22 protein-coding genes and 1 pseudogene are annotated in these 23,185 nt (G+C 62.3%); 11 read left to right on the top strand and 12 right to left on the bottom strand.

The window, feature by feature from the left end; all coding sequences use genetic code 11:
* The 5 genes from BLR13_RS35390 to BLR13_RS35370 all read right to left on the bottom strand — a co-directional run bounded on the left by BLR13_RS35390 (position 1) and on the right by BLR13_RS35370 (position 5,127).
* A complete protein-coding gene (locus tag BLR13_RS35390) occupies positions 1-510 on the bottom strand; it encodes a copper chaperone PCu(A)C (protein ID WP_074832678.1) in 510 nt (169 codons plus the stop codon).
* The gene (locus BLR13_RS35385; RefSeq protein WP_074832676.1) at positions 507-1,034 is read right to left on the bottom strand and encodes a TlpA family protein disulfide reductase; all 528 of its coding nucleotides are present in this window, start codon (positions 1,032-1,034) and stop codon (positions 507-509) included. The genes BLR13_RS35390 and BLR13_RS35385 overlap by 4 nt, the downstream gene beginning before the upstream one ends.
* Positions 1,031-2,242, bottom strand: coding sequence for a sialidase family protein (locus BLR13_RS35380; protein ID WP_074832832.1), 1,212 nt, complete (start codon positions 2,240-2,242; stop codon positions 1,031-1,033). The genes BLR13_RS35385 and BLR13_RS35380 overlap by 4 nt, the downstream gene beginning before the upstream one ends.
* Before the next feature lie 26 nt (positions 2,243-2,268).
* A complete protein-coding gene (locus tag BLR13_RS35375) occupies positions 2,269-4,659 on the bottom strand; it encodes a TonB-dependent receptor family protein (RefSeq protein ID WP_091976942.1) in 2,391 nt (796 codons plus the stop codon).
* A gap of 93 nt (positions 4,660-4,752) precedes the next feature.
* The gene (locus BLR13_RS35370) at positions 4,753-5,127 is read right to left on the bottom strand and encodes a DUF2946 family protein (RefSeq protein ID WP_074832669.1); all 375 of its coding nucleotides are present in this window, start codon (positions 5,125-5,127) and stop codon (positions 4,753-4,755) included.
* Positions 5,128-5,626: 499 nt separating this feature from the next.
* Here BLR13_RS35370 and BLR13_RS35365 point away from each other — a divergent pair, with 499 nt between their 5' ends.
* Positions 5,627-6,037: a globin gene (locus BLR13_RS35365; protein ID WP_074832666.1), complete on the top strand. Its 411-nt coding sequence runs from the start codon at positions 5,627-5,629 to the stop codon at positions 6,035-6,037.
* 1 nt (position 6,038) lies between these two features.
* Here BLR13_RS35365 and BLR13_RS35360 read toward each other — a convergent pair whose 3' ends face one another.
* Complete coding sequence (locus tag BLR13_RS35360) at positions 6,039-6,386, bottom strand: hypothetical protein (RefSeq protein ID WP_074832664.1); 348 nt, start codon at positions 6,384-6,386, stop codon at positions 6,039-6,041.
* Between the two features lie 188 nt (positions 6,387-6,574).
* On the opposite strand from BLR13_RS35360, the gene BLR13_RS35355 reads away from it, so the two are divergent.
* Both BLR13_RS35355 and BLR13_RS35350 read left to right on the top strand, forming a co-directional pair.
* The gene (locus BLR13_RS35355) at positions 6,575-8,110 is read left to right on the top strand and encodes a DUF1800 domain-containing protein (RefSeq protein WP_074832661.1); all 1,536 of its coding nucleotides are present in this window, start codon (positions 6,575-6,577) and stop codon (positions 8,108-8,110) included.
* 34 nt (positions 8,111-8,144) lie between these two features.
* Entirely contained in the window at positions 8,145-9,335 is a 1,191-nt protein-coding gene (locus BLR13_RS35350) for a DUF1501 domain-containing protein (RefSeq protein ID WP_074832829.1), read from the top strand.
* 45 nt (positions 9,336-9,380) lie between these two features.
* On the opposite strand, the gene BLR13_RS35345 is transcribed toward BLR13_RS35350, so the two are convergent.
* Both BLR13_RS35345 and BLR13_RS35340 read right to left on the bottom strand, forming a co-directional pair.
* Positions 9,381-9,989 (bottom strand): class I SAM-dependent methyltransferase, encoded by a 609-nt coding sequence (locus tag BLR13_RS35345; protein ID WP_074832658.1) that lies wholly within the window; start codon positions 9,987-9,989, stop codon positions 9,381-9,383.
* A gap of 53 nt (positions 9,990-10,042) precedes the next feature.
* A complete protein-coding gene (locus BLR13_RS35340; RefSeq protein ID WP_079588060.1) occupies positions 10,043-10,663 on the bottom strand; it encodes a TetR/AcrR family transcriptional regulator in 621 nt (206 codons plus the stop codon).
* A 226-nt stretch (positions 10,664-10,889) separates the two neighbouring features.
* Here BLR13_RS35340 and BLR13_RS35335 point away from each other — a divergent pair, with 226 nt between their 5' ends.
* A complete protein-coding gene (locus BLR13_RS35335; RefSeq protein ID WP_074832652.1) occupies positions 10,890-12,137 on the top strand; it encodes an efflux RND transporter periplasmic adaptor subunit in 1,248 nt (415 codons plus the stop codon).
* Between the two features lie 110 nt (positions 12,138-12,247).
* Complete coding sequence (locus BLR13_RS35330) at positions 12,248-15,412, top strand: efflux RND transporter permease subunit (protein ID WP_074832650.1); 3,165 nt, start codon at positions 12,248-12,250, stop codon at positions 15,410-15,412.
* Positions 15,413-15,414: 2 nt separating this feature from the next.
* Here BLR13_RS35330 and BLR13_RS42065 read toward each other — a convergent pair whose 3' ends face one another.
* Positions 15,415-15,555, bottom strand: coding sequence for a hypothetical protein (locus BLR13_RS42065; protein WP_244525002.1), 141 nt, complete (start codon positions 15,553-15,555; stop codon positions 15,415-15,417).
* Positions 15,556-15,979: 424 nt separating this feature from the next.
* Between BLR13_RS42065 and BLR13_RS42770 the strand changes: the two genes are divergently transcribed.
* From BLR13_RS42770 to BLR13_RS35295, 5 genes and pseudogenes are all read left to right on the top strand, one after another.
* On the top strand, positions 15,980-16,573 hold the full coding sequence (locus tag BLR13_RS42770) for a PilZ domain-containing protein (protein ID WP_433994248.1): 594 nt from the start codon (positions 15,980-15,982) through the stop codon (positions 16,571-16,573).
* Positions 16,574-16,866: 293 nt separating this feature from the next.
* Positions 16,867-16,962, top strand: a pseudogene (locus BLR13_RS42060) (SUMF1/EgtB/PvdO family nonheme iron enzyme); the annotation flags it as partial.
* 99 nt (positions 16,963-17,061) lie between these two features.
* A complete protein-coding gene (locus BLR13_RS35310) occupies positions 17,062-18,384 on the top strand; it encodes a TAXI family TRAP transporter solute-binding subunit (protein WP_091976940.1) in 1,323 nt (440 codons plus the stop codon).
* Positions 18,385-18,439: 55 nt separating this feature from the next.
* Entirely contained in the window at positions 18,440-19,873 is a 1,434-nt protein-coding gene (locus tag BLR13_RS35305) for a DUF1254 domain-containing protein (protein ID WP_074832644.1), read from the top strand.
* 252 nt (positions 19,874-20,125) lie between these two features.
* Positions 20,126-20,947 carry a DUF4239 domain-containing protein gene (locus tag BLR13_RS35295; RefSeq protein WP_143039881.1) on the top strand — a complete coding sequence of 274 codons (822 nt, stop codon included), beginning with the start codon at positions 20,126-20,128 and terminating at the stop codon, positions 20,945-20,947.
* Between the two features lie 188 nt (positions 20,948-21,135).
* On the opposite strand, the gene BLR13_RS35290 is transcribed toward BLR13_RS35295, so the two are convergent.
* Positions 21,136-21,384: a hypothetical protein gene (locus BLR13_RS35290; RefSeq protein WP_074832635.1), complete on the bottom strand. Its 249-nt coding sequence runs from the start codon at positions 21,382-21,384 to the stop codon at positions 21,136-21,138.
* A gap of 143 nt (positions 21,385-21,527) precedes the next feature.
* On the opposite strand from BLR13_RS35290, the gene BLR13_RS35285 reads away from it, so the two are divergent.
* A protein-coding gene (locus tag BLR13_RS35285; RefSeq protein ID WP_143039769.1) for an IS630 family transposase occupies positions 21,528-22,473 on the top strand; the annotation gives its coding sequence in 2 pieces (ribosomal slippage) (positions 21,528-21,865 and positions 21,864-22,473; 948 coding nt in all).
* 12 nt (positions 22,474-22,485) lie between these two features.
* Here BLR13_RS35285 and BLR13_RS35280 read toward each other — a convergent pair.
* Both BLR13_RS35280 and mce read right to left on the bottom strand, forming a co-directional pair.
* Complete coding sequence (locus BLR13_RS35280) at positions 22,486-22,761, bottom strand: DUF1467 family protein (protein WP_074832632.1); 276 nt, start codon at positions 22,759-22,761, stop codon at positions 22,486-22,488.
* Between the two features lie 5 nt (positions 22,762-22,766).
* Entirely contained in the window at positions 22,767-23,171 is a 405-nt protein-coding gene (gene mce, locus BLR13_RS35275; RefSeq protein WP_074832629.1) for a methylmalonyl-CoA epimerase, read from the bottom strand.
* Positions 23,172-23,185 lie beyond the last annotated feature (14 nt).

Genomic DNA, 23,185 nt, shown 5'->3' with positions numbered 1-23,185 from the left:
TCACTTTTTCATCTCCATGTGACCGCCGGAATGATCCATGCCGGCGGGCGCCTGGGCGCCGACGCCCTGCACGTCCAGCGACAAATTCACCTTGCCGGCCTTTTCGAACTCAAGCGTCACCGGCACCTTCTCGCCCTGCTTGAGCGGGCCTTTCAGGTCGAACATCATCAGATGGTAGCCGCCCGGCGCCAGCTTCACGGTCTTGCCCGGCTCAATCGCCAGTCCCTTGTCGAGCGGACGCATGGTCATGACGCCGTTGTTCATCGACATCTCGTGGACCTCGACCTTCCCCGCGATATCGCCGCTGCCGCCGATCAGCCGGTCTGGCGCAGCGCCCTTGTTTTCGATGGTGAGATAGCCGCCGGCGATCTTGGCGCCGTTTGGCGTGGCACGGCTCCAGGCCTGCGAGATCACGAGGTCACCGGCCTTGATGTCTTCAGCGCGTGCCGAAGCGGTGAACAGGCCGGCGGCGAGCGCGGCGGAAGCGAGAAATTTCAGAGCAGACTTCATTTTGTTTCTTTCGATTTGGGAGATGTTGCGGCCGCCGAGGTCTGCTGAGCCGTCCAGTTTTCCAGATCCTGCATTTCGGCCGAGCCTTCGATGGTGGTGGCGGCGCCGTCACGCGCAATCAGGATGGTGCGGGGGATGTCGCCTTGCCATGCCGGATCGATTTCGAATCGCAGGCGTTCGACAAAGCCGTCGTTGAATATCCAGTTTTCGGCCGGCCCCAGTCCGGCCTTTTCCAGCATCGAACGGGTAGCGCCGGGCAAATCGGGAACGAGATCGGCACTGATTGTGACCACGTCGATGTCGCCATGGTCTTTCATGAACTTTCCAAGCAGCGGCAGCTCGACCTTGCAGGGGCCGCAGGTCACGCCCCAGAAATGCACCAGCGTCGGCCGGCCGGCATGCGAACGCAGCACGTCCTGCCAGCTTCCCCGCACGAACGGCTTGAGTTGGGGCGGCGTCTCCGAACCGGGCGCCGGCGCGAGAAAGGCCACCAGCAAGGTGGCGGCCAGCAACAGGCGTCTCATGACTCATCCCCGATCGGCTGAAAGCGATACCCGTCCGCCTTCGTCATCCAGGAAAGAAAGGTTCGCTGTCCGTCACTGACGAGCAGCGGATGATCCGAGGTGTCGCTCGTGGAGGAAATCGCCACAGGCTTCGACCAGTTCTTGCCGTCGTCGTGGGAGGTCATCAGGTTGACGGTCGTCTTCTCGCCGTCGAATTCCTTCCAGACCATCGCGGTGCCGTGCGGACCCGCCAGCACGTAAGGCCGCGTCGGATTGCGATCCGCCCGGCCGACCGCAATCGGATCGGAGAACGTTCGCCCCTCGTCCTGCGAGCGGGCGTAGAACAGCCCCTTACGTGCTTTGCCATTGGTGTACCAGGTTGCGTGATAGGTGCCCGCCGACGAGATCGAGAGACTTGGGCCGTGATGCGGGCAGGCAGCAATCTGCCAGTCATCCGTACTGACGCGGCGCACTTCGCCCGGTGTCGCCAAATCAGGGAAAGCCATCACCGCGTGATCCCGCACGCCGCCTTCGAAGATGTTCCTGAACATGACGACCGGACGGCCGGGCCCGGCAAATGCCAGACCGAGCCGGCAGCACTCGCAGGTATTGTCGGTCGCGAGCCGCGCTTCGGCATAGGTTGCGCCGCCGTCCTTTGAAGACGCGAAGAACAGCCCTGCCCCATCGTATTTTTTCCCGGCCTGCTGCGCTGGTACGCGGTTGCGCTTGTCGAGCCACACCGCGAAAACCGTCCCATCCGCATCGAGGCCCAACGCCTCGAAGCGCTGGCTCTCGTTGTTTGACGTGATCGGCTTCACCTCGGCAAAGCTCCGGCCGCCGTCGCCGGACCGGGTCGTCAGCACCTGACCGTTGAAAGCCTTGTCCCGGAAGGTCGAAAACGCCAGGACGATGTCGCCCTTGCGATCGACCACGATCTTGGGACGCGCATCAGGACCCCAGTCCAGATTCAGCTTCTCCTTCGTCACCTGAACCGGCGTCGAGAGGTTCTTTCCGCCATCCTTCGAGCTTGCGACGGATATCTGGCCTCCCGCCATCCAGGCCAGCCACAACGTTCCATCGGCGGCGAAGGTCGGCGTGACCCTGGTGGCGCAGCGCAAGGCAGGTTCATCGCACGCCGCTTCCGAGGCATGCTGATGGCTCATCTGCGCGGCGGCGGCGGTTTGCCAGAGCGCGAAGGCAATCGCGCCTATCCACTTTGCTTTCGGCATCGTCATGCCCCTGTTGGTTTCACCGGTCATCGGAACGCCACCTTCATACCGGCCACAAACGCGCGCGGCGATCCGGCATAGATCGAACCGGTGGTATTCGCGGGATCCAGATAGATGCCCTTGGACGTAACCGAGTTGGAGATGTTGTTCGCTGAAGCCACATAGGTCCGATCGAACACGTTTCGGACCTCGAGGTACAGGCTCAAGGACCTGAAATAGTCGGACAGCAGATCCGTCTTGTAGTGGACGTTGAGGTTGACCAGTTCGTAACCAGGCGCCTTGAGCAGGTTGGCGTTGTCCATATAGAACGAGTCCTTCCACTGCACCTCGACAAAGGCTCCAACGCCCGCCAGCCGACCAGACGTCTCGTCATAACCCAACCGCGTCGTCAGCTCGTTCGGCGATATGCCCGGAATCTTGTTGCCGGCGCGGTTGAAGCTGAACACCGCGCCATTGAGGAGGTTTTCGGTGTATTCGGTGTAGACTTCGTCCAGATAGGTGTAGGCCGCCGTGAACCGCCAGCCGGGGTAAAACTTCCAATCGGCGGCAATCTCCACACCGCGATGCTCCGAGCGCGGCGCGTTGAAAGTGTAACTCGCGTTGGGCTGGTTCGGTTGGGTCGCCTGGGTCACAAGTTCGTTCCTGAAGAATTCATAGAAGCCGGTCACGCTGAGTTTCAACGCCTTGTTCGGCGTCCAGTCGAAGCCGAGGTCGTAACCGAGATTCTTCTGCGTCTCGAGCTGGGTATTGTTGCCGAACGCGCCGCTCGGCAACACGAACAGGTTCGAGACCTGGGGCGTCCCGTACCCGGTGGCGGCGCGCGCGCGGAACAGCCACTCGCTGTTCAGCTTGTACAGCAACGCCAGTTCGGGCGCGGTGTTCTGAAACTGCCGGTCGGCCGTAATGGGCGTTGCCGTCGTAACGCCGGTGGGTCCGGTGTAGGTGTATGCGGTGTTGATCCCCTTCAGATTGGTGGTTTCCCATCCGATGCCGGCTATCGCCGTCAGCGACGGCGCCAGCTTGAGTTCCTCGCGCGCGCGCATGCCGTAGTTCGAGGTGTCGCTGTAGGTATTGGCCGACAGCCTGCCCAACGTGGCGTTACCGCCCGGCATCACGTTGCGGGTATCGCTCGATGCGACCAGCGTGTTGTAGAAGCCGCCGAGGTAAGTGGTGCTGTCCATGCCGAACAGCTCACCACGCTTGGTGACGTCGCTCATGTAATTGTAGGACGGAAAATCACCGATCGCGCTGGTGGAACCGGTCGGTTGGTTGATGTTGCGATCATCAAAGACGAACTGGTTGCGCCAGGTCGTGGTGTTGTCGAAATCGTGCTCCCATCGCCCGCCAACGATGGTGCGGCGATCGTTGCGGCCGAGCCCCGCCTGCACTGCCGTTTCCTTGTCGGTACCGGCGACAGCGTTAAAGCCGTTGTTGAAGAGCGTCACCGTGCCGCAGCCGGGCGCTGCCGTCGCGCCGTTCGCGCAACCCTGCTGGAACGGATTTTGGTAGAACTGATTGAGCGAGGAGCGGATCGGTAGCCGCGTGCTCAAATCGTTGTTGATGAATTTGACCGTGAAGCGATCATCCGGCGTGGCTTGCAGCGTGCCCAGAAAATTCACCGTCTGGGTATTGAACCAGCTATTGCCGATATAGCCGTTACCCCGCGCGTCGCTTGCAAACAGCGAGCCTTCGAAGTTCCCGACCTTCTTGCCGGCCGCCAGATAGTTGTTGACGTAACCGAAGCTGCCGCCATCGACGCCGTATTCCACGCCGTCAATGGTGCCGCCCGGACGGGTGCGGAAGTTGAGCGCGCCGCCGGTCGCGTAGTTGCCATAGAGCGCCGATGACGGCCCCCGGATCACATCGATCGCGGCATAGGCGCGCGGGTCGATCAGGTCGCTACGGGAAAGCCCGTCCGGCTGCGTCACCGGGAAGCCATCCTCGAAAATCACGAGGTTGCGGATGCCGAAGCCGTTGCGGGCGTTGGAGCCGCGAATCGAGATACCGATATCGCGCGGGCCGTTGCCCTGCTTGACGGAGATGCCGGGACTGTCGCGCAGCACGTCGCTGACGGAGAACGAAGGCCTGTTGTCGAACTGGCTTCGATCGACCGTGGTCGCGGTCTGTCCCGCCGGTGCCTGGTTCAGCGTATCGCGCGCCGCCGTCGGAGTGACGCGCGCAACCTGCGTTACCGCCGTTGTGGCGTTGGGCGCCGCCGGCTTCGCCTGCGTCCGGGCCGTCGCGCGGACACTGGGACGCCGGACGGCGGGCCTCGCCGCAGCCGGCCGAGGCGCATCGACGTTGACCGGAGGCAACGTCTGGTTGGCGGTCTGCGCCACCACCATGGTGGGCAAAGCGAAAAGCGCGCTGCCAATTACAAGCAGACTCGCGCCTCCAACGGCATGATAACGAAACATGGAATGGTCCTGACACCGGCTCTGCGGCCGGTTAGCTGAATTGAACCGAGCGGCGCGGCCGGGGCCGCACCGATCCATCGGGTATTCGGGTCGTCAGGAAACGGTCGGGGGTGCGCGCGCCTGCGCATGCGAGCCGGCGCGGGACGCGAATCGCGCGGGCGTGAATTCGGTCCAGACCACGCGCGCGGCGGGGGAAACGAAGGTGATTGCTGCCGCAATTTGCGGCACATCGACCGGCGCCCCGGTCTGCAGCACGCTGCAAACCGAACAGCATCCGTCATGGGCGCGATGGCCGGTCTGGTCGGATGGCCCGTTCGGGGAAGCGCCATTGCCGTGACAGATCACGGCGGCGGCAAGCGGATCGGACGCGGCAATGCTGGCAGCCCAGCAAGCGCCGATCGGTGCGAAAATCTGCACCACCAGCGCCAACAGAACGATTGGCAGAAAATTCTTCAGCCGTGCGCGCATCGCTATTCCATCCGAGGGAGAACTAATCACCTAGGGAGTCCGAAGTCGAGATCAGGTTCCCGGATTTTTAATTCCCCTCCGCGGGATTAACCCGCCCGCGCCGGTGTCGGCGGCCCGCACGAAAACGGCCTACCGAATTACCGCCTTTTCTGAAGCATGAGCTGATATCTGCAACCGATAGTGGTGTAATCTCAATCATTTCGCAGATTGCTGGAATTTTGAACAATCGTTGCTGAAAATGGTGACAAGACGAACGAGATGGTCTAACAGTGCGGGCTCAGGCGGGCCGAGAGGTCTCAGTCTGGTGGTCCAAGTCTCGGGAGGAGCCCTGACGCGCACAAGCAGCGTCGCCTCGGTCATCAAGATCAAATCCAAATCTTCGAGGAAATTAAGGGTCGACACAATTTTTGAGCAGGGCTAGCGCCCTGCTCTTTTTTTTCGATAACGTTTTCGCACGAAGAAATCGCGTCAGAAGAATCGAGAGATGCTCGGAAGAAGCATGATGTCCGAATCGAATCCGATCGAGCGAAGCTTCGAGATTGCCGCCGAGCGCTGCGAGGACATCACGCCGCTGGTCTATCGCCGCCTGCACAGCGAGCACCCGGAAACGCTGACCATGTTCCGCACCGAGGGAAGTGAACCCGTCAAGGGTTCGATGCTGGCGCTGACGATCGACGCGATCCTGGATTTTGTCGGCCCCCGCACCGGGCATTTCCGCATGATCGAATGCGAGATCTCCTCGCACGACGCCTACGGCACGCCGCGCGATCTGTTCATCGCCTTCTTCGGCATCATCGCCCGCACCCTGCGCGATATCCTGGGTGAGGATTGGTCGCCCGAGATCGACAAGGCATGGCGCAACCTGCTCGGCGAGATCGAGGCGCTCGTCGCCCAAACCGCGCCGGCATGATCTACCCTGCGCAGCTCTTCACGAAATCCTTGCGCTGCGGCCCGACGATATTCTGATCGATCGCCTGTTTGAGGCAGTCGAGCCGCGCCTGCATCATGCAGAGCTGCATCTGGTCCTTCCGTGCCTGCCCCTTCACCGCTTCAGACGCGGCCTGGCAGGCCAGCTTTTTTCCGCTCGGCGCTGGCGCCGCGGTGGTCGCCGGGCCAGCAGGCGCTGCCGCGGCCGGCGGCGTTGCCGCGGAGGAGCCTGTGGGCGCCGGTGCGCTGGTGGATTGGGCCAAGGCTACCGTTGCGGCGACGGTTGCGAGCGCCAGCGAACCGGCGACGATGGCGGCGGCAAAAACTCTCATGGTCGGTATCCCCGGATGTTGAGCGGCGTTTTCTTAAAATCTTCGTCCTGAACGCGTTGTGAATGGAATGCGGCCCGTGCCGCCATATTTTTCCGATAGCTCATGCGTTTCATTGGCGATGCGCCCATTCAGAGTTTGTTCAGAAGGAACTCTCTTTACTGCCGCCCTGCCGTTACCGGGACAGTGACATGCGCCGAGCCGAACGATCATTCCGGATTGCCGTTTGCGGATGCGGTGTCGCGCTGGCGCTGTCGGCGGCATCCGCTGCCGCCGGCGAATTGAAGCCTGTCGATTTTGCCTTGATGGACCGGCTGACATGGGGCGTCACCCCATCGGCTGCGGAACATCTCAAGGCGGTTGGAACCGATCGCTGGCTCGACGAGCAACTGCACCCGAAGGAGCAGCCGGCGTTGCCGGCATCGGTGCGGTCGCAGATCGAGGCGATGCCCGACGTGCACCGGTTGCCGTTCGATGTCGCCAATGCCTTCGACCAGCAAAGCCGCGCAGCCAATCAGCTCCCCGACCCCGAACAGAAGAAAGCGGCGCAGCAGGCCTTTCAGCAGGCGATGAACGATCGCGGCCGGCAGGCGGCGGCGCGCAGCATTCTGCGGGCGCTGTACGCACCGGACCAGTTGCGGGAACGGATGGTCTGGTTCTGGTTCAACCATTTCAATGTGCACCTCTACAAGGCGAACATCCGCGTCATGATCGGCGACTACGAGGATCGCGCGATCCGGCCGTTTGCGATGGGACGCTTCCGCGACCTCTTGTCGGCGACGCTGCGTCATCCGGCGATGCTGCGCTATCTCGACAATGCTGACAACGCGGCCGGCCATCTCAACGAGAACTATGCGCGCGAGATCATGGAACTGCACACCATGGGCGTCGGCTCCGGCTACACGCAGGCCGACGTCGAGGAACTGGCGCGGATTCTGACCGGCGTCGGCATCGACCTGAAGAACGAAGATCCGAAACTCAAGCCGGAGCTGCAGCCGCAGTTGTTCCGCGAAGGCGCGTTCGAGTTCAACCCGGCGCGGCACGACTACGGCGACAAGATGTTTCTGGGGCACCCGATCAAGGGCCGTGGCCTCGCCGAGGTCGACGAAGCGCTCGACATCCTGTGCCGGCAGCCGGCCACCGCAACCCGGATCGCGCAGAAGCTCGCGACCTATTTCGTCAGCGACACGCCGCCCGCAGCCCTGGTCCAGCGCATGGCGCAGACCTTTCAGCAGACCGACGGCGACATCGCGGCCGTGCTGGCGACCATGGTCCACGCCCCCGAATTCACCGCTTCGCTGAAGTCAGGCACCAAGTTCAAGGACAGCGTTCAGTACGTGTTGTCGGCCGTGCGCATGGCCTATGACGACAAGGTCATCCTCAACACCAACCCGATCCAGAACTGGCTCAATCGTTTGGCCGAAGGCCTGTTCAACCGTCCGACGCCGGACGGCTATCCACTGACTTCGGCGACCTGGAACGGCCCGGGCCAGATGATGGTGCGGTTCGAGATCGCCCGCCAGATCGGCTCGGGCTCATCAGGCCTGTTCAAGCCGGATGTTCCCAATGCGACAGACCAGCCGGCGTTTCCGCTGATTCAGAACGCGCTGTTCTTCGGCAGCCTGCGGCAGACGTTGAGCGCCACGACGCAGGCCGCGCTGGATCAGGCGGTGTCGCCACAGGACTGGAACACGCTGTTTCTGTCGTCGCCGGAATTCATGGACTGACTTGTACGCCGCGTTTGCGAAAAGGAGCCTGCCGATGAACCGTCGCGAACTGATCAAGGCCTTTGCCGCCACCGCCTCGCTGACTGTCGCCGGAAGAGTCTGGGCGGCGCCGTCCACCGATGCGCGGCTGCTGGTGGTGTTCCTGCGCGGCGCCTATGACGCCGCCAATGTCGTGGTGCCGACGGGCAGCGATTTCTATTATGCCTCGCGGCCGACGCTGGCGATCGCCCGGCCGGACGCCGGCAACCCCAATGCGGCGCTGGCGCTGAATTCCGACTGGGGACTGCACCCGGCGCTGCGCGACAGCCTCTATCCGCTATGGGCCAAGCGCGAGATCGCGTTCATTCCGTTTGCGGGGCCGTCGGATGACACGAGCCGCAGCCATTTCGAAACCCAGGACACGATCGAACTCGGCCAGGCCGTCGGCGGCTCGCGCGACTACCGCTCCGGCTTCATGAGCCGGCTGGCCGCGGAGCTGACGCGGGTCAAGCCGATTGCCTTTACCGACCAGTTGCCGCTGACGTTCCGCGGCAAGGCGCAGATCCCCAATGTCGGCATCAACGCGGTCGGCAAACCGGCGATCGACGACCGCCAGGCCAAACTCATCAAGCAGATGTATGCGCACAGCGATCTCGCATCCGCGGTCGAGGAAGGCTTTAAGGTACGGGACGACGTCTACCGCTCGATCTCGGAGGAAATGACTGCGGCCAACCGCGGCGCGGTATCGCCGCGCGGTTTTGAGCTTTCCGCCCGCCGCATCGGCCGGCTGATGCGCGAGCAATATAATCTCGGCTTCGTCGACGTCGGCGGCTGGGACACCCATGTCAACCAGGGCGCGGCGCAAGGCTACCTCGCCGACCGGCTCGGCGAGCTCGGTCGGGCACTGGCGGGATTTGCCGAGGAAGTCGGCCCGGCCTGGCGCGACACCGTCGTCGTCACGATCTCCGAGTTCGGGCGGACGTTCCGGGAAAACGGCGACCGCGGCACCGACCATGGCCATGGCAGCGCCTACTGGGTGCTCGGCGGCGGCATCAACGGCGGACGGATTTTAGGCGCGCAGGTCAAGGTCGAACAGGCCAACCTGTTCCAGAACCGCGATTACCCCGTGCTGACGGATTACCGGAGCCTGTTCGCCGGCCTGCTGCAGCGCATGTATGGGCTACAGACAGCGAGCCTGGAGCGGATATTCGCATCGACGCGGCCGGCCGATCTCGGCATCGTCTAGACCCACCGCAAAAGCCCCGCTCGCGGCTAATGCGAAGCGGGGCGCCTAGACGCGTTGCGCGAGCCAGACGGTATGGCGTCCGCAGTCCGGATCTTCGGCGACATGCGAGATGACTTGAAATCCGTGTTGATCCAGCAGCGAACGATACTCAGCCGGGTCGAGGCTCGCGTGATACAAAAGCTCGCCCTCAAAGCTCCCGACCGCCTCTCCGTGCGCGGGTCCGCTTGTAAACATCAGAGCCGCGCCGGGCGCGGCGTGCTGCCGAAAAACCGGAAACATCTGCCGTTGGTCGTCCGGACATAAGTGGAAGGAGCTGTCCCATGCAATGATCCCGTCGAATGTCTGTCCAAGCGCGAGTGTGCGCATGTCGGCCGCAATCCATTCGTGCGCGGGAAAACGATCGCGGCAGAGATCGATCAGGGTAGCAGACGAGTCCACCCCGGTGACGTGGTGCCCGGCTTCGATCAGATAGCGGGAAATCGGCACGCCGGATCCGTATCCGATATCCAGGATGGACGCCGCGGACGGCACCAGCGCGCGAAACTGCTCGAGCCAGGATTTTTCCACCAAGCCGCCGCCACGTTCCCGATCCCGGGCCCATTCCAGCGCCCTGCGCTGATACAGATCGATGATCCGCGTGGCCTCTGACGACATCACAAGCCCTGATCACAAGCCCTGGCGGTTCCGTGTGCCCTCGCCGTCCGCACTCAGCACGATCCGGCCTTCACGGATTTTGTCCGGGCGCGTGCCTTGGTCTTTCTCACGGCGGTTTTCTTGACCCCGGTATCGCCGCTCGGCCAGGCGTTCATCGCCAGACGGCCGATCTCGGCCAGCCTTTCACGCGACGCGCCGTCGCGGGCCTGCACCGCAAGGCCGCGGGCAACGGTGCTGTAATAGGCGGCCAACGCACCGATATCGGTATCCCCGGGCACGTCGCCGTGCGCAACGCCCTGCTCGATCCGCGCCGCCATCGCGCCTTCGGAAAATGCGCGATGCTCGGCCATCAGTTCGCGGATGTTCTTCATCGCCGGCGGCGTGTGGGTGCCGGCCAGCGAGATCATGCAGCCGAGCGGATGATCGCCGCGGGTGAATTCTTCGGCGGTGGTGGCGAACAGGCGCGCAAACGCCGTCTTCGTATCGGTGGTTTCGTCGTTGAGGATGCCGAAGAACCAGCGGCCCGCCGAATCCAGATAGGATCTGGACGCCTCGCAATAGAGGTCTTCCTTGCTGCCGAAGGAATTGTAGAAGCTCGACGCGCTGATCCCCATCGCCGCGATCAGATCGTCGAACGATGTGCCTTCATAGCCGCGCTCCCAGAAAAGCTTCATCGCTTCTCCGAGGGCCTGGTCGCGATCGAAGACCACCGGCCTTCCGCGCCGGCGCTTGCTGGTTTCAGCAACACTTGTAACTATTTTTGGTGTCATCGCTCCAATAATCCTTGAACGACGCCTCCCCGATTTTATATCCGGCATATTGGAGCAGACCCTCCAAATATCAACCCCTTTGTGGTTGGGACAAAAGACTGCGGAATAACAAAGGTTTAGGGGCGCACGAATGGACCAGATCACCGATCCTTCGAGTATTGAGCGTGAGGCAGCAAACCCACCGGCACCGCGGAAGAGCTGGGGGATTCGGGCCGCGACGGCCGTCATTGCCGCCGCAGCCATCGCATCGGGCGCCTATTTCGGTCTCTCAGAACGCCACGACGTCAAGGCCGCCATACCGCCGGCCGCAGCCCCCGTGGTGACCGTCAGCACGCCGCTGCAGCACGATGTCGACACCAGAATGGGATCGCTGGGCCAGTTTTCCGCGATCGACCGCGTCGAACTCCGCGCGCAGGTCGGCGGCACGCTGACCGAGATCCACTTCAAGGACGGCCAGATGGTGCGCAAGGGCGACTTGCTCTTCGTCATCGACCCGCGTCCCTATGAAATCAGGCTGGCGCAAGCCAACGCGGCGCTGCAGACGGCACAAGCGCGCGTCGCCCTCGCCAATAATCAGCTCTCGCGCGCGAGCTCGCTCCGCCGCAACGAATTCGCCACCCAGGAGACGGTCGACCAGCGCACGTCAGATCAGGATTCGGCGCAGGCCACCGTCGAAGACGCCAAGGCGCGGGTGCGCGATGCCCAGCTCGATCTCGAATATTGCCGCGTCACGGCGCCGTTCGCGGGGCGTATCGGGGCCAGACAAATATCGATCGGCAGCCTAGTGGCGGGAAGCCGTGCGGCCGCCAGTCCGACGACGTTGCTGGCGACGCTGGTGTCGCTTGATCCGCTCTATCTCGACTTCGACATGAGCGAGTCCGATTATCTGACCTTCTCGCGCGAACGCGCCCGGCTTCCCGGTCCGCTCGCCAACAAGGTCTCGATCGGGTTGAGCGACGAGAATGCCTTTGCGCGCGAGGGAACGCTCGACTTCGTCGACAACGCGATCGACCGATCGAGCGGAACGATCCACGCCCGCGCCACGGTACCCAATCACGACCTGTTTCTGGCGCCAGGCCAGTTCGCGCGGCTGCGCGTCAGCGTCGCACCACCCTCGCCGGTGTTGCTGCTGCCGGACGCTGCCGTCGTGCTCGATCAGTCGCAGCACCTGGTCATGACGGTTGCAGCCGACGGCACCGTGGCGCCCAAGATCGTCGAAACCGGCGATCTGCGCGGCGGGCTGCGCGTGGTCCGCTCCGGCCTCGAGCCGGGCGACCGCGTCGTGATCGACGGGCTGGTACGCGCGGTGCCCGGCATGAAAGTCGCACCGCAGGACGGTGCAATCCATTACGACGCGGCCATCGACGGCCGAGGCTAGAGCCATTTCGGTTCTGATCAGAACCGGGCTCCAGCTTTTTGTTTTGACGCGTTTTCTTCCCGCGAACCGGTGTCCGCTTCGCTCGAAAACGCTACGAAGGAGTGCTCCCCGTGCGCCTCACCCATACCTTTATCGACCGGCCGATCTTCGCCACCGTGCTCAGCGTCTTCGTGACCCTGATCGGACTCGGCGCGCTCGCAATCCTGCCGGTGGCTCAATATCCGGAAATCGTGCCGCCGACCGTGCAGGTCACGACCGCCTATCCCGGCGCATCGGCCGAGACCGTTTCACGAACCGTGGCGACACCGCTGGAGCAGCAGATCAACGGCGTCGAGAACATGCTGTACATGAGCAGCCAGTCCACCGGCGACGGCAAACTCACCATCACCGTGTCGTTCCGGATCGGCACCGACCTCAACGTCGCGCAGATGCTGACGCAAAACCGGGTGCAGGACGCGATCCCGCGGTTGCCGGAAGACGTCCAGCGCCTCGGTGTCCAGGTGCGGAAGTCGACGCCCAACATCCTGCTGGCGGTGCATCTGTATTCGCCGGACAGTTCGCGCGACACGCTGTATCTGTCGAACTACGCCACGCTGCACGTCAAGGACGTGCTGGCGCGTTTGCCGGGAGTCGGCGACGTCACCTTCCAGGGCGCCCGCGAATACGCGATGCGGATCTGGCTCGACCCCGACAAGGTGGCGGCCCATAACCTGAACGCCAGCGAAGTCCTTGCCGCCCTACGGGCGCAGAACGTCCAGGTTTCGGCCGGCGTCCTCAATCAGCCGCCGATCGCCTCGCAGCAGGCCTATCAGCTCAACGTGCAGACGCTCGGCAGGTTGTCCTCGCCGGAACAGTTTGCAGCCATCGTACTCAAATCCGATTCCGAGGGACGCGTGACGCGCCTGCGCGACGTCGGCCGCGTCGAGGTCGGCGCCGCCGACTACGGCTCGACCGCCTACATGGACCGCGGGCCCGGCATTCCCCTGCTGATCTTCGCCCAGCCCGGCGCCAACTCGCTCGCCGTGGAAAAGGCGGTGCTGACAAGCATGGAGCCGCTGGCAAAACAGTTTCCGCCCGGCGTCGCCTACAAGGTGATCTACGATCCCACCATCTTCGTCGGCAAATCCGTCGATGAAGTCATCACCACGATCTTTATCGCGATCCTGCTGGTGGTGGGCGTGGTGTTCCTGTTTCTGCAGAGCTGGCGGGCCGCGATTATTCCCGTCATCGCGATCCCGGTATCGCTGGTCGGCACCTTTACCGTGCTGTGGGCGGTCGGAATATCCCTCAACAATCTCTCGCTGTTCGGACTGGTGCTGGCGGTCGGCATTGTGGTCGACGACGCCATCGTCGTGGTGGAAAACGTCGAGCGCAATCTCGAGCGCGGCATGACGCCGGCAAAAGCGGCACATACGACGATGGACGAAGTCGGCGGCGCCCTGGTCTCGATCGCACTGACGCTGTGCGCCGTGTTCGTGCCGTCCGCCTTCCTGTCCGGGATCACCGGCTTGTTCTTCCGCCAGTTCGCGGTGACGATCGCGGCGTCGACCCTGATCTCCTGCTTCGTATCGCTGACGCTCAGCCCTGCCCTCTGCGCGGTGCTCTTCAAGGCGCACGAGCCCGGCCACAAGCCGCAGTCCTCGCTCATCGTCCGCCTGGTACGGGCGGGATTTGACCGCTTCAACCTCGGCTTCGAATGGCTGTCGAACGGCTATGGCCGCATGACCCGCCGTTTCGTGCAATTCACCGGCCTGGTGCTGCTGGCTTACGCGGTGCTGATCGGCGTCACCGGCGTTCAGTTTGCCCGCACCCCCACCGGCTTCATTCCGGAACAGGATCAGGGCTACCTGATTTCCGTGGTGCAGCTTCCGCCGGGCGCGACGCTGGAGCGGACCGAAGCGGTCGTGAAGAAGGCGGTCGAAATCATCATGTCGACGCAAGGCGTCGAGCATGTCGCGCCCTTCGCAGGGCTCGACGCCACGACCTTCACCGTCGCATCGAATTCGGGGACGATCTTTTCCGGGTTGCCGTCGCTCTACAGCCATCACATCGACGGCCTGACGGCGGCAACCGTGCTCGCCGACCTGCGCAAGCGCCTGTCGGTGATCCAGGATGCTTATGTGCTGACGATTCCGCCACCGCCGGTTCAGGGCCTCGGCAGCGCCGGCGGCTTCAAGATGATGCTGCAGGATCGCGCCGGGCTCGGCTCCGACGCGCTGGCGCGCGCCGCACAGACGCTGGTCGGCGCCGCCAACAAGGACCCGAGTTTTGCAGGCGTATTCACCCTGTTCGGTACCCGCGCGCCGTCGGTCTATGCCGATATCGACCGGGAAAAAGCCGAGAAGGTCGGGCTGACGCCGACGGACGTATTCTCGACGCTGCAGGTCTATCTCGGCTCGCAATACGTCAACGACTTCAATTATCTCGGACGCACTTATCAGGTAATTGCGCAGGCCGACGGCAGCTATCGGCGCGACCCGCAGGATATCGCCCGGCTCAAGGCACGCAATACCGCGGGCGAGATGGTGCCGATCGGCACGGTGGCCCGGCTCAAATACGAAAACGCGCCGTATCGCGTGCCCCGGTTCAATCTGTTCCCCGCGGCGGAGATCATGGGCGTCGCCGCACCCGGGGTTGCGACCGGCACCGCGCTGCACCGGATGGAGGAACTTGCGCAGCAGGTGCTGCCGCCCGGCATCGGCTTCGAGTGGACCGAACTGGCCTACCAGCAACAACAGCCGGGGACGTCGTCACTGCTGGTGTTCGGCGCCGCCGCCTTGTTCGTGTTCCTGGTGCTAGCGGCGCAGTATGAAAGCTGGAAGCTGCCGCTCGCGGTCGTCATGATCGTGCCGATGTGCCTGCTGGCGTCGGTGACTGGCCTGTTGATGCGGGGTATGTCGATCGACGTTCTGGCACAGATCGGGTTCGTGGTTCTGGTCGGGCTGGCGGCCAAGAACGCCATCCTGATCGTGGAATTCGCACGCCAGGCTGAAGACCATGGCGCCAGCCCGGCCGAGGCCGCGGTCAGTGCGGCGCGGACCCGGCTGCGGCCGATTCTAATGACGTCGCTGGCGTTTATTCTCGGCGTCGCCCCGCTGGTGGTTGCAACCGGCGCAGGCTCCGAGATGCGGCAATCGCTCGGCACCGCCGTCTTCTCGGGGATGCTCGGCGTCACCGGGTTCGGCCTGCTGTTCACGCCCGCGTTCTACACGGTGGTTCGCAAGCTGCGCCGCAAGCCGAAGCTGGCAGCGACCGAAGCGGTGCATGTGGCTTAGAACTACTCCCGCTCCAGGAAGTTCGATCCGATGTCGGCTTTCTTCCTGATCGGGTCGTAGTCGCAATAGACGCTGTCGGCGACCAGCGTATAGCTTGCGATGACGGTGTACTTGTCGGGCCGGACCGAATTCAGGCCGACCACGGCGGTCTGCTTGCCGCCATTCCATTTGAACGGGGTCGTGCTCGGCGCCTTCTCGCAGGCCGCGACCGCGTCGGAAACACCGCGCCCTCGACGAAGGCCTTGACCGTGCGAAGCTGACCGAGCGTCTTCCAGTTCATGTAGAACGATCCGGCAAGGCCGGCGATGAGCAGGACCAAAAGTCCGGCAACGCATCTTTGACACGTCATTTCCTGTTCTCCAAAAACCACGCAATTCCCAAGAAAACTGCGAGAAAGCTGCAAGAAAACCGCGAGAAAACCCAGCCGACCGGAAACAAATATCCCCGTGGAAACCCGGAATATGATTATCGCATCTTGCGGAGTTTGTCCGAACCGGATTTCCTGCCCGCAGCCGCAAGGAATTGCGATTCATCCATCTTTTGATCGGAGAAAGGTGCGCCTGATCGATGACTGACGACGATCTCGAAACCATCGGGTTGCGCCCCGCCGTCGTCGACGGCGTGCGGCGGGATGACGATTTCGAGGTGCTCTGGCGCGGCCTCCCGATCGGACGAATTTTAAAGCAGCCCGACAATGCGCACTGGTGGTGGGGCTGCAATGTCTATGGCCAGCCGGCGACCCCGGGCGACCGGGGGCCGGCCATCAATTTCAAGGACTGCCAGGTCCGGTTCAAGCTCGCCTGGGCCAGGATCAGGCCGACACTGACGGAAGAAGCGATCGCGATCGCCATGCAGCACGCTGAAACGCTGCAGCCCACGCAACCCGGCGCAACGGAGCAAGCTGCCCAGGAGCGGCTCCAGGTGCTGGAGAACAACCGCGCCGCGCAGCGCCATCGGGTGCTGAAATCGGGCTCCATCGAATTCAATGGCGGCGTCATCGATTGCCTTGTCCGGAATATCTCGGAGACCGGTGCAGCCCTTGAGGTCGCAAGCCCGCTCGGCATCCCCGAAACATTCAATCTGGTGATCTCCGGCGACTCCAGCCGCCGATGTCAGATCGCCTGGCGCAGGGACAAGCGGATCGGCGTTGCCTTCACGTAAAAGCCGCCGGCGCAATGCGGCGAAGAAGGTTGCGGTCTTCCAGTGGCCGCGCGTCCCAACGACTGAGATGCATAGTTGCATGATCGGTCCGTGACAGGCGCGCGAACACCCCTTGCGGTTGCAGCAACGATCGCGCTTGCCCTCGCGTTGAATTGGATGCAAACTTCTGCTTGCGTACCGGCGCCGGAAAGCAGTTTGCGCGTTCTCAAGAGGACGAGTTTTCGATGCGTATTGCCGAAGCGAGCACTTCGTCGGCGAGCAAGCGGCAGTCGCAGTATGCCAACACGCGTCGTATGCCCGGCGGCACATTCCGCATGGGATCGGGCAACCACTACCCAGAGGAAGCACCCGTTCATCGCGTCACGGTCGACGGCTTCTGGATGAAGCCCCACGCGCCCCCAGACGTTATCCGAGGACCGGTCTGAAGACCTTGCAAAAGAGAAGGCTTGGTAAAAAAGCGAAAGGGTATTGCGAGTGGAGCGACGCGCTTGAAATCAATCAAACTCCCCATGTGGCTTCGCATTGTGCTGCTCGTGATTGTCACCGTTCTCGGGACGGGTGCAGGTGTGCTAGCCTATCACTACTACAAGCATCCCGCAGCCCTGACCGTCGCTGTCGGTTCAATCGATGGTGAAGCCGCCAAAGCGATGACCGTCATTGCGAACCGGCTCGTTTCGGATAACGCTCCGGTGCGGTTGACGATTGTCGACACCGGCACTGTGGTCGAGGCCGCCAACGCGTTTTCGGCCGGCAAAGTCGATCTCGCCGCGGTGCGGGGTGACGTCGGCGATTTGTCGCAAGCGCAAGCCGTCGTTATCCTGGCCCATTTGACCGCGCTGGTCGTCGCGCCGCCGGGTTCATCCCTGGACAGCATCGACGCGCTGAAAACGCGCCGGGTTGGCGTGATAGGTGGCGAGGCGAACGCCAGACTGGTCGATGTCTTGAGCAAGACCTATGGCCTGTCGAAGGCAAAGGTCTTCAAGGACATCGCGATAGCGGATGTCAGGGCGGCGTTTCAATCAAAAGACATCGGCGCCTTGCTGGTCGCGATCCCTCTGACCGAGAAGTATTTGTCGCTGGTCAAGGGATTTTTCCAGCAAGGTCCCAAAACGTCGCCGGTGCTGATTTCGATCGATTCCGCGGGCGCCATCGCCGAAACCGAACGGGCCTATGAAAGCTTCGACGTGCCCAAGGGAACACTGCGCGGAGTCCCGCCCGTGCCCGAGGATGATCTAACCACGCTTCGAACGTCGCTCTATCTGGTCGCGCACAAGAAGCTCAACTCCAATACGATCGCGACACTGACGCAGACCATTATGGGCGTGCGGAGAGAGCTGCTCGGCGAACAGCCTATCTTTGCGCAAATCGCCGCCGCCAGCACCGACTCCGATGCCTTTATTCCTGTCCATCCCGGAGCAGCGGCGTTCTACAACGGCACGCAACAGGGCTTCATGGATCAATACTCAAACGAGATATTTCTGGCGCCAATGATGTTGGGCGGCATCGCCTCGGTGCTCGCGGCGGCCTGGAAATTCCTGGGGATCGGGAATCCGGAAACCATTCAAGGCCCGCTCGATTCACTCTACGCCCTGGCACGGCGGATACGTAATGCCACTACCGATGCCGAACTCGAAGCGATCGAGGATGAAATCGACGGCATTCTGAGAGCGCAACGTGCGTTAGCGGCGAGCGGCGACGAAAACGCGATCGATGCTTCCACATTGAATGTCGCAGCTCATCGGCTGGAGAACTTGATTCACGATCGGCGAATGATCCTTGCGGCGAAACCGGGGATCGTGTCCGCCGCCTGAGCGCCGCAAGCTTGATCGGACTACGTGCTACACAAAGCCATGGGAGGACAGCAAGATGAGTAGACATGTGATGGCTCTCACTCTGACTCTTCTTGTCGGCCCGGCACTCACGCCGGCGGCGATGGCGCAGACTACTCCGGCGATCACCGAGCAGGCTGCGCATGCCATTGGCGTCGACGCCTACATTTATTTCTATCCGCTCATCTCGGTCGACATCACGCGGAAGCAATCCACCAACATCGAGGCAGGGAAAGAGTTCGGCAAGGGTCCGATGAATATGTTCGTGAACGTGCCTGCTTTCCCTCCAGCCGATCTAAAGCTGGTGGTGCGGATCAACTTCGATACGCTCTATTCGATTGCCTGGCTCGATCTCACCAAGGAGCCGCAAATCGTCTCCGTGCCGGATACGAACGGGCGTTTTTACCTGATGCCGATGCTCGACATGTGGAGTGACGTTTTCGCTTCGCCGGGCTGGCGGACGACAGGTACTCAAGCGGGGAATTTCCTCGTCACGCCGCCCGGCTGGAGTGGAACGGCTCCGGAGGGGTTTTCGCGCATCAATGCGCCAACACCCTATGTATGGATCATCGGCCGCACCAAGACGGACGGTCCGGCCGACTACGACGCGGTACACAAGGTACAGGCTGGCTATAATGTCACGCCGCTCTCGCGCTGGGGCAAGCCGCCGGAGCCGGTGACTGTGAAGATCGACCCAAGCGTCGATATGAAGACGCCGCCGAAAGTTCAGGTCGATACCATGACGACCGCCAAATATTTCGCCTACGCGGCCGAACTCCTCAAATTGCACCCGCCCCACGTCACGGACGAGCCGATCATCGCGCAGATGAAGAGGATCGGGATCGAGCCAGGCAAAAGCTTCGACTTCGATAAACTCGACCCGGTTGTAAAGAAGGCGCTGGAAACTGCGCCGGAGGACGCCCAGCAACTCATGCAGTGGAAAATCCCGTCGCTGGCCCGAACAGCGAACGGATGGTCGATGAACACGGATACCATGGGCGTCTACGGCAATTATTACCTGAAGCGCGCCATTGTCGCACAGGTCGGCCTCGGCGCCAATCTGCCCGAGGACGCCATCTATCCGCTGAACCTCTTCGACAACACCGGCAAACCGCTCGACGGCGCGAACAAATACATCCTCCACTTCGATAAGGGAGCCACACCGCCCGTAAACGCCTTCTGGTCCATTACGCTCTACGATAGCGAAGGCTTTCAGGTCGCGAACGTGCTCAATCGTTTCGCGGTCAGCAGTTACTTTCCCTTCAAGACCAATGCTGATGGATCGCTCGACCTTTACTTTCAGAACGAAAGTCCCGGTAAAGACAAGGAAGCCAACTGGCTGCCCGCACCGAAGGGTGCATTCAACCTGACCATGCGCCTTTACGGCCCGAAGTCCGAAGCGCTCACTGGCAAATGGAACCCGCCGCAAATCGCGAAAGTCGAGGGACTACCTGGTTTAACCGCTCAATGACGAGATCAACACGGGCGCGGGAATTCACCAGATCAAGAACGGCAACATGTCAGTTTGCATCCTGGAGGATCAAGTGAGCATCGTTAAATCAGGCAAGACAGGTGCAACGCTTCGAGCACCCGCAGTCGCCGCGCTCCTTTGCGTTGGCCTTCTTTTCGCGACAACGTCCATTTCGCGCGCCGACGAAAGCGGCGTCAGCTTCTGGCCTCCCGGCCAGTTTGGTAGTCTCGCGGCTTTGCCTGGACAGCCAGGATGGGCGCTGGCGACGGCTCGGATCGGCATAGCCACCAAGATGGCGGAGAATTCGCGGGTATGACGGACCTACTGATCTCGCTCCTAGTGTTCGTGGTGATATTTGGTGGCGCGCTGGCTGGGATGGTGGTTCGACCGTTATTGTCGGAACACCACCTGCACGCGGATTCCAAGGACGTCGTCAAGCTGACCGCGGGCCTGATTGGCACTCTGACCGCACTCGTGCTGGGTCTGTTGATCGCATCCGCCAAAAATACGTTCGACCAGAAAACCAACCAGGTCCGGCAGATGACCTCAGCGGTCATCGTTCTGGACGATCTGCTTGCACAGTACGGTCCGGAAGCAACCTCTCTCCGAAAGCTCCTGCGGCTGAGCATACCACCGTTGGCAGATCGTATTTGGCACGAGCAGGTGAATCCGGCCGGCCAACCCGCTCGGTTCGAGTCCAGCGTGGAGGCGCGCGCATTCGACAATGAACTCCAGCGGCTATCGCCGAACAACGATACGCAACGTTCCCTGCAGTCTCGCGCCATTGCGGCTTTCACCGAAGGCGCGCAGATGCGACTGCAGTTGTTTACGCAGGCCGGCAGCTCAATTCCGACGCCCTTTCTGATAATTGTGGTATTTTGGCTGAGCGCGATCTTTGTAAGCGTCACCCTGTTTGCGCGGGCGAACACGGTTGTCACGATCTCTCTGTTTGTATGCGCGCTGTCGTTTGCCGGCGCGATCTTTCTGGTCCTGGAGCTGGATGATCCCTTCACGGGACTCATGGGGATCTCAAGCGCGACACTGCGGGATGCGCTGTTGCCGCTGAGCTCGTGAGCTCCGGCGGTCGAGACATACGCAACGAAAGGAGGCGCTCGTTGGCCGCGAACCGAGCGCAAGCAGCCGAAGCCGCGCTGCAAGCAAGCGAACGGGAATTGCGCAATGCAAGGGATGCGGCCGAAGCGACGTGGCGTTCACGTGAGGGCCGCCTGCCGCCGGGAGGCGATCCCTGTCGACGACGCTTTTCAGCGTCCCTCGATCGGCCGACGCGAGCTCGCAAGCGGCTTGATCTTCACGGACGGCGCATGCGCGGCCACTGAATAGTTCTTTGGCACCGCAACGTGCGGGGTCGATGCGCAATGTTCCTGATTGGCGTCGCAGGCCATCAGGCAATTGGTCTCTTCCGTGGCGGATGGATCCATCGCGGACGCCGCGCCGGACGATGCGCACAGCAGCAGAAAACCCAGGCCGAGACCGCGCAGTGCAACGTGCATGTGCCTCTCCTCTTGTCTGCGCATGACCACGGAACAAACCAATTGGTTTGTTCCGGGCCTAGAGCATTTTCCATTTTCTGTGAATCGAAGGGATTCCCATTGAGCTGCGAATAAGATTCTGTGGCCTTCTCGGACTGAGGAGGCTGGCAATGGGGTATTCGAACGACTTACGAATTCGAGTGATCCAGGTTGTTGAGGGTGGCGCGGCGGCGCGGGCTGCGGCAAGACAGTTTGTGATTGGGGATTCGACGGCGATCCGCTGGGCACAGCGCTGGCGGGAGACCGGTAGCTTTGAGGCCAAATCCAACAAGGGTCAGAGCCGGTCGCCGTTGAAGAAGCATGAGGAATGGTTGCTTGGGTTGGTTCGGCAGGAACCGGACCTGACTCTGGAAGAGATCCAGCGCCGTCTGCTCGATGAGCATCAACAAAAGGCGGGAATCGGGTCGGTCTGGCGGTTCTTCGACCGCCACGGCATCAGCTTCAAAAAAAAGCGTTCGGGCGGCCGAGCAAGATCGGCCTGACGTCGCCGCGGCGCGGACGGCATGGGCGGACAATCAACCCAAGCTCGATCCCGACCGACTGGTCTTCATCGACGAAACCGGCACCTCGACCAAGATGGCACGGCTGTACGGCCGGGCTCCGCGCGGCGAGCGGCTGGTCGGCAAAATCCCGCATGGTCACTGGAAAACCAGCACCTTTGTTGCGGGCCTGCGCTCCACAGCCCTTACCGCACCATGCGTCATCGACGGCCCGATGAACGGCAATGCCTTCCTCGCCTATGTCGAACAGGTCCTGGTACCGACCCTCAAGCCAAACGACATTGTCGTGCTGGACAATCTCAGTGCCCATAAGGTGCCGGGGATACGTGAAGCGATCGAAGCTGCAGGCGCAAAGCTGCTTTACCTGCCTCCCTATTCGCCGGACTTCAATCCGATCGAGCAGCTCTTCGCAAAACTCAAAGCCTTGTTACGAAAGGCTGCCGAGCGCTCCGTGGAGAGCCTCTGGAACCGCATCGCCTGCCTGCTCGACGCCTTCCTGCCGGACGAATGCGCCAACTACTTCCGCAACTCCGGATATGCCGCATGCTAGGTGGAAAATGCTCTAGAACGGCGTTCCCATCAGCTTCGACAGCCGTTCGATGTTGAAATAGCCCTGGTAATAGGCCCACATCGCAACCGCGAAAATCACGGCCGAGATCAGCGTGGTCCAGATCAGCTTGCGTCCCATCCGCGCCAGCACCGGCGCGCCGGGATCGGTGCCGGGCGCGCCCTCGCCGTCCTCGTGCTGGCTGCGAATGCCGAACGGCAGCGTGACGAACAGCACCAGCCACCAGAGCACGAAGTAGATCGCAAACGCGGTGGAGATGCTGTAGACCATGGGCTCTAGGCCTGTTCGATTTCGACGAGCGCGCCGGAAAAATCCTTCGGATGAAAGAACAGCACGGGCTTGCCGTGGGCGCCGATCTTCGGCACGCCGTCGCCGAGCACCCGCGCGCCTTCCTTGATCATCCGGTCGCGCGCCGCAATGATGTCAGGCACGTCATAACAGATGTGATGGATGCCGCCGTCGGCGTTGCGCTCGACGAATTTGGCAATCGGCGAGGCCTCGCCGAGCGGCTGGATGAACTCGATCTTGGTGTTGGGCAGCGTCACGAACACGGTGATGACGCCGTGCTCCGGCAACGGCACCGCGCCGGAGATCTCGGCGCCGAACGCGCCGCCATAGATCTTGGCGGCCTTTTCCGCATCCTTGACCGCGATCGCGACGTGATTGAGCCGGCCCAGCATGTTACTCCTCCGCT

This window comes from Bradyrhizobium ottawaense, from assembly GCF_900099825.1.
Classification (GTDB): Bacteria; Pseudomonadota; Alphaproteobacteria; order Rhizobiales; family Xanthobacteraceae; genus Bradyrhizobium; species Bradyrhizobium ottawaense_A.
The sequence above is the reverse complement of the archived record's forward strand: the minus strand, read 5'-3'. Positions and strand labels throughout refer to the sequence as shown.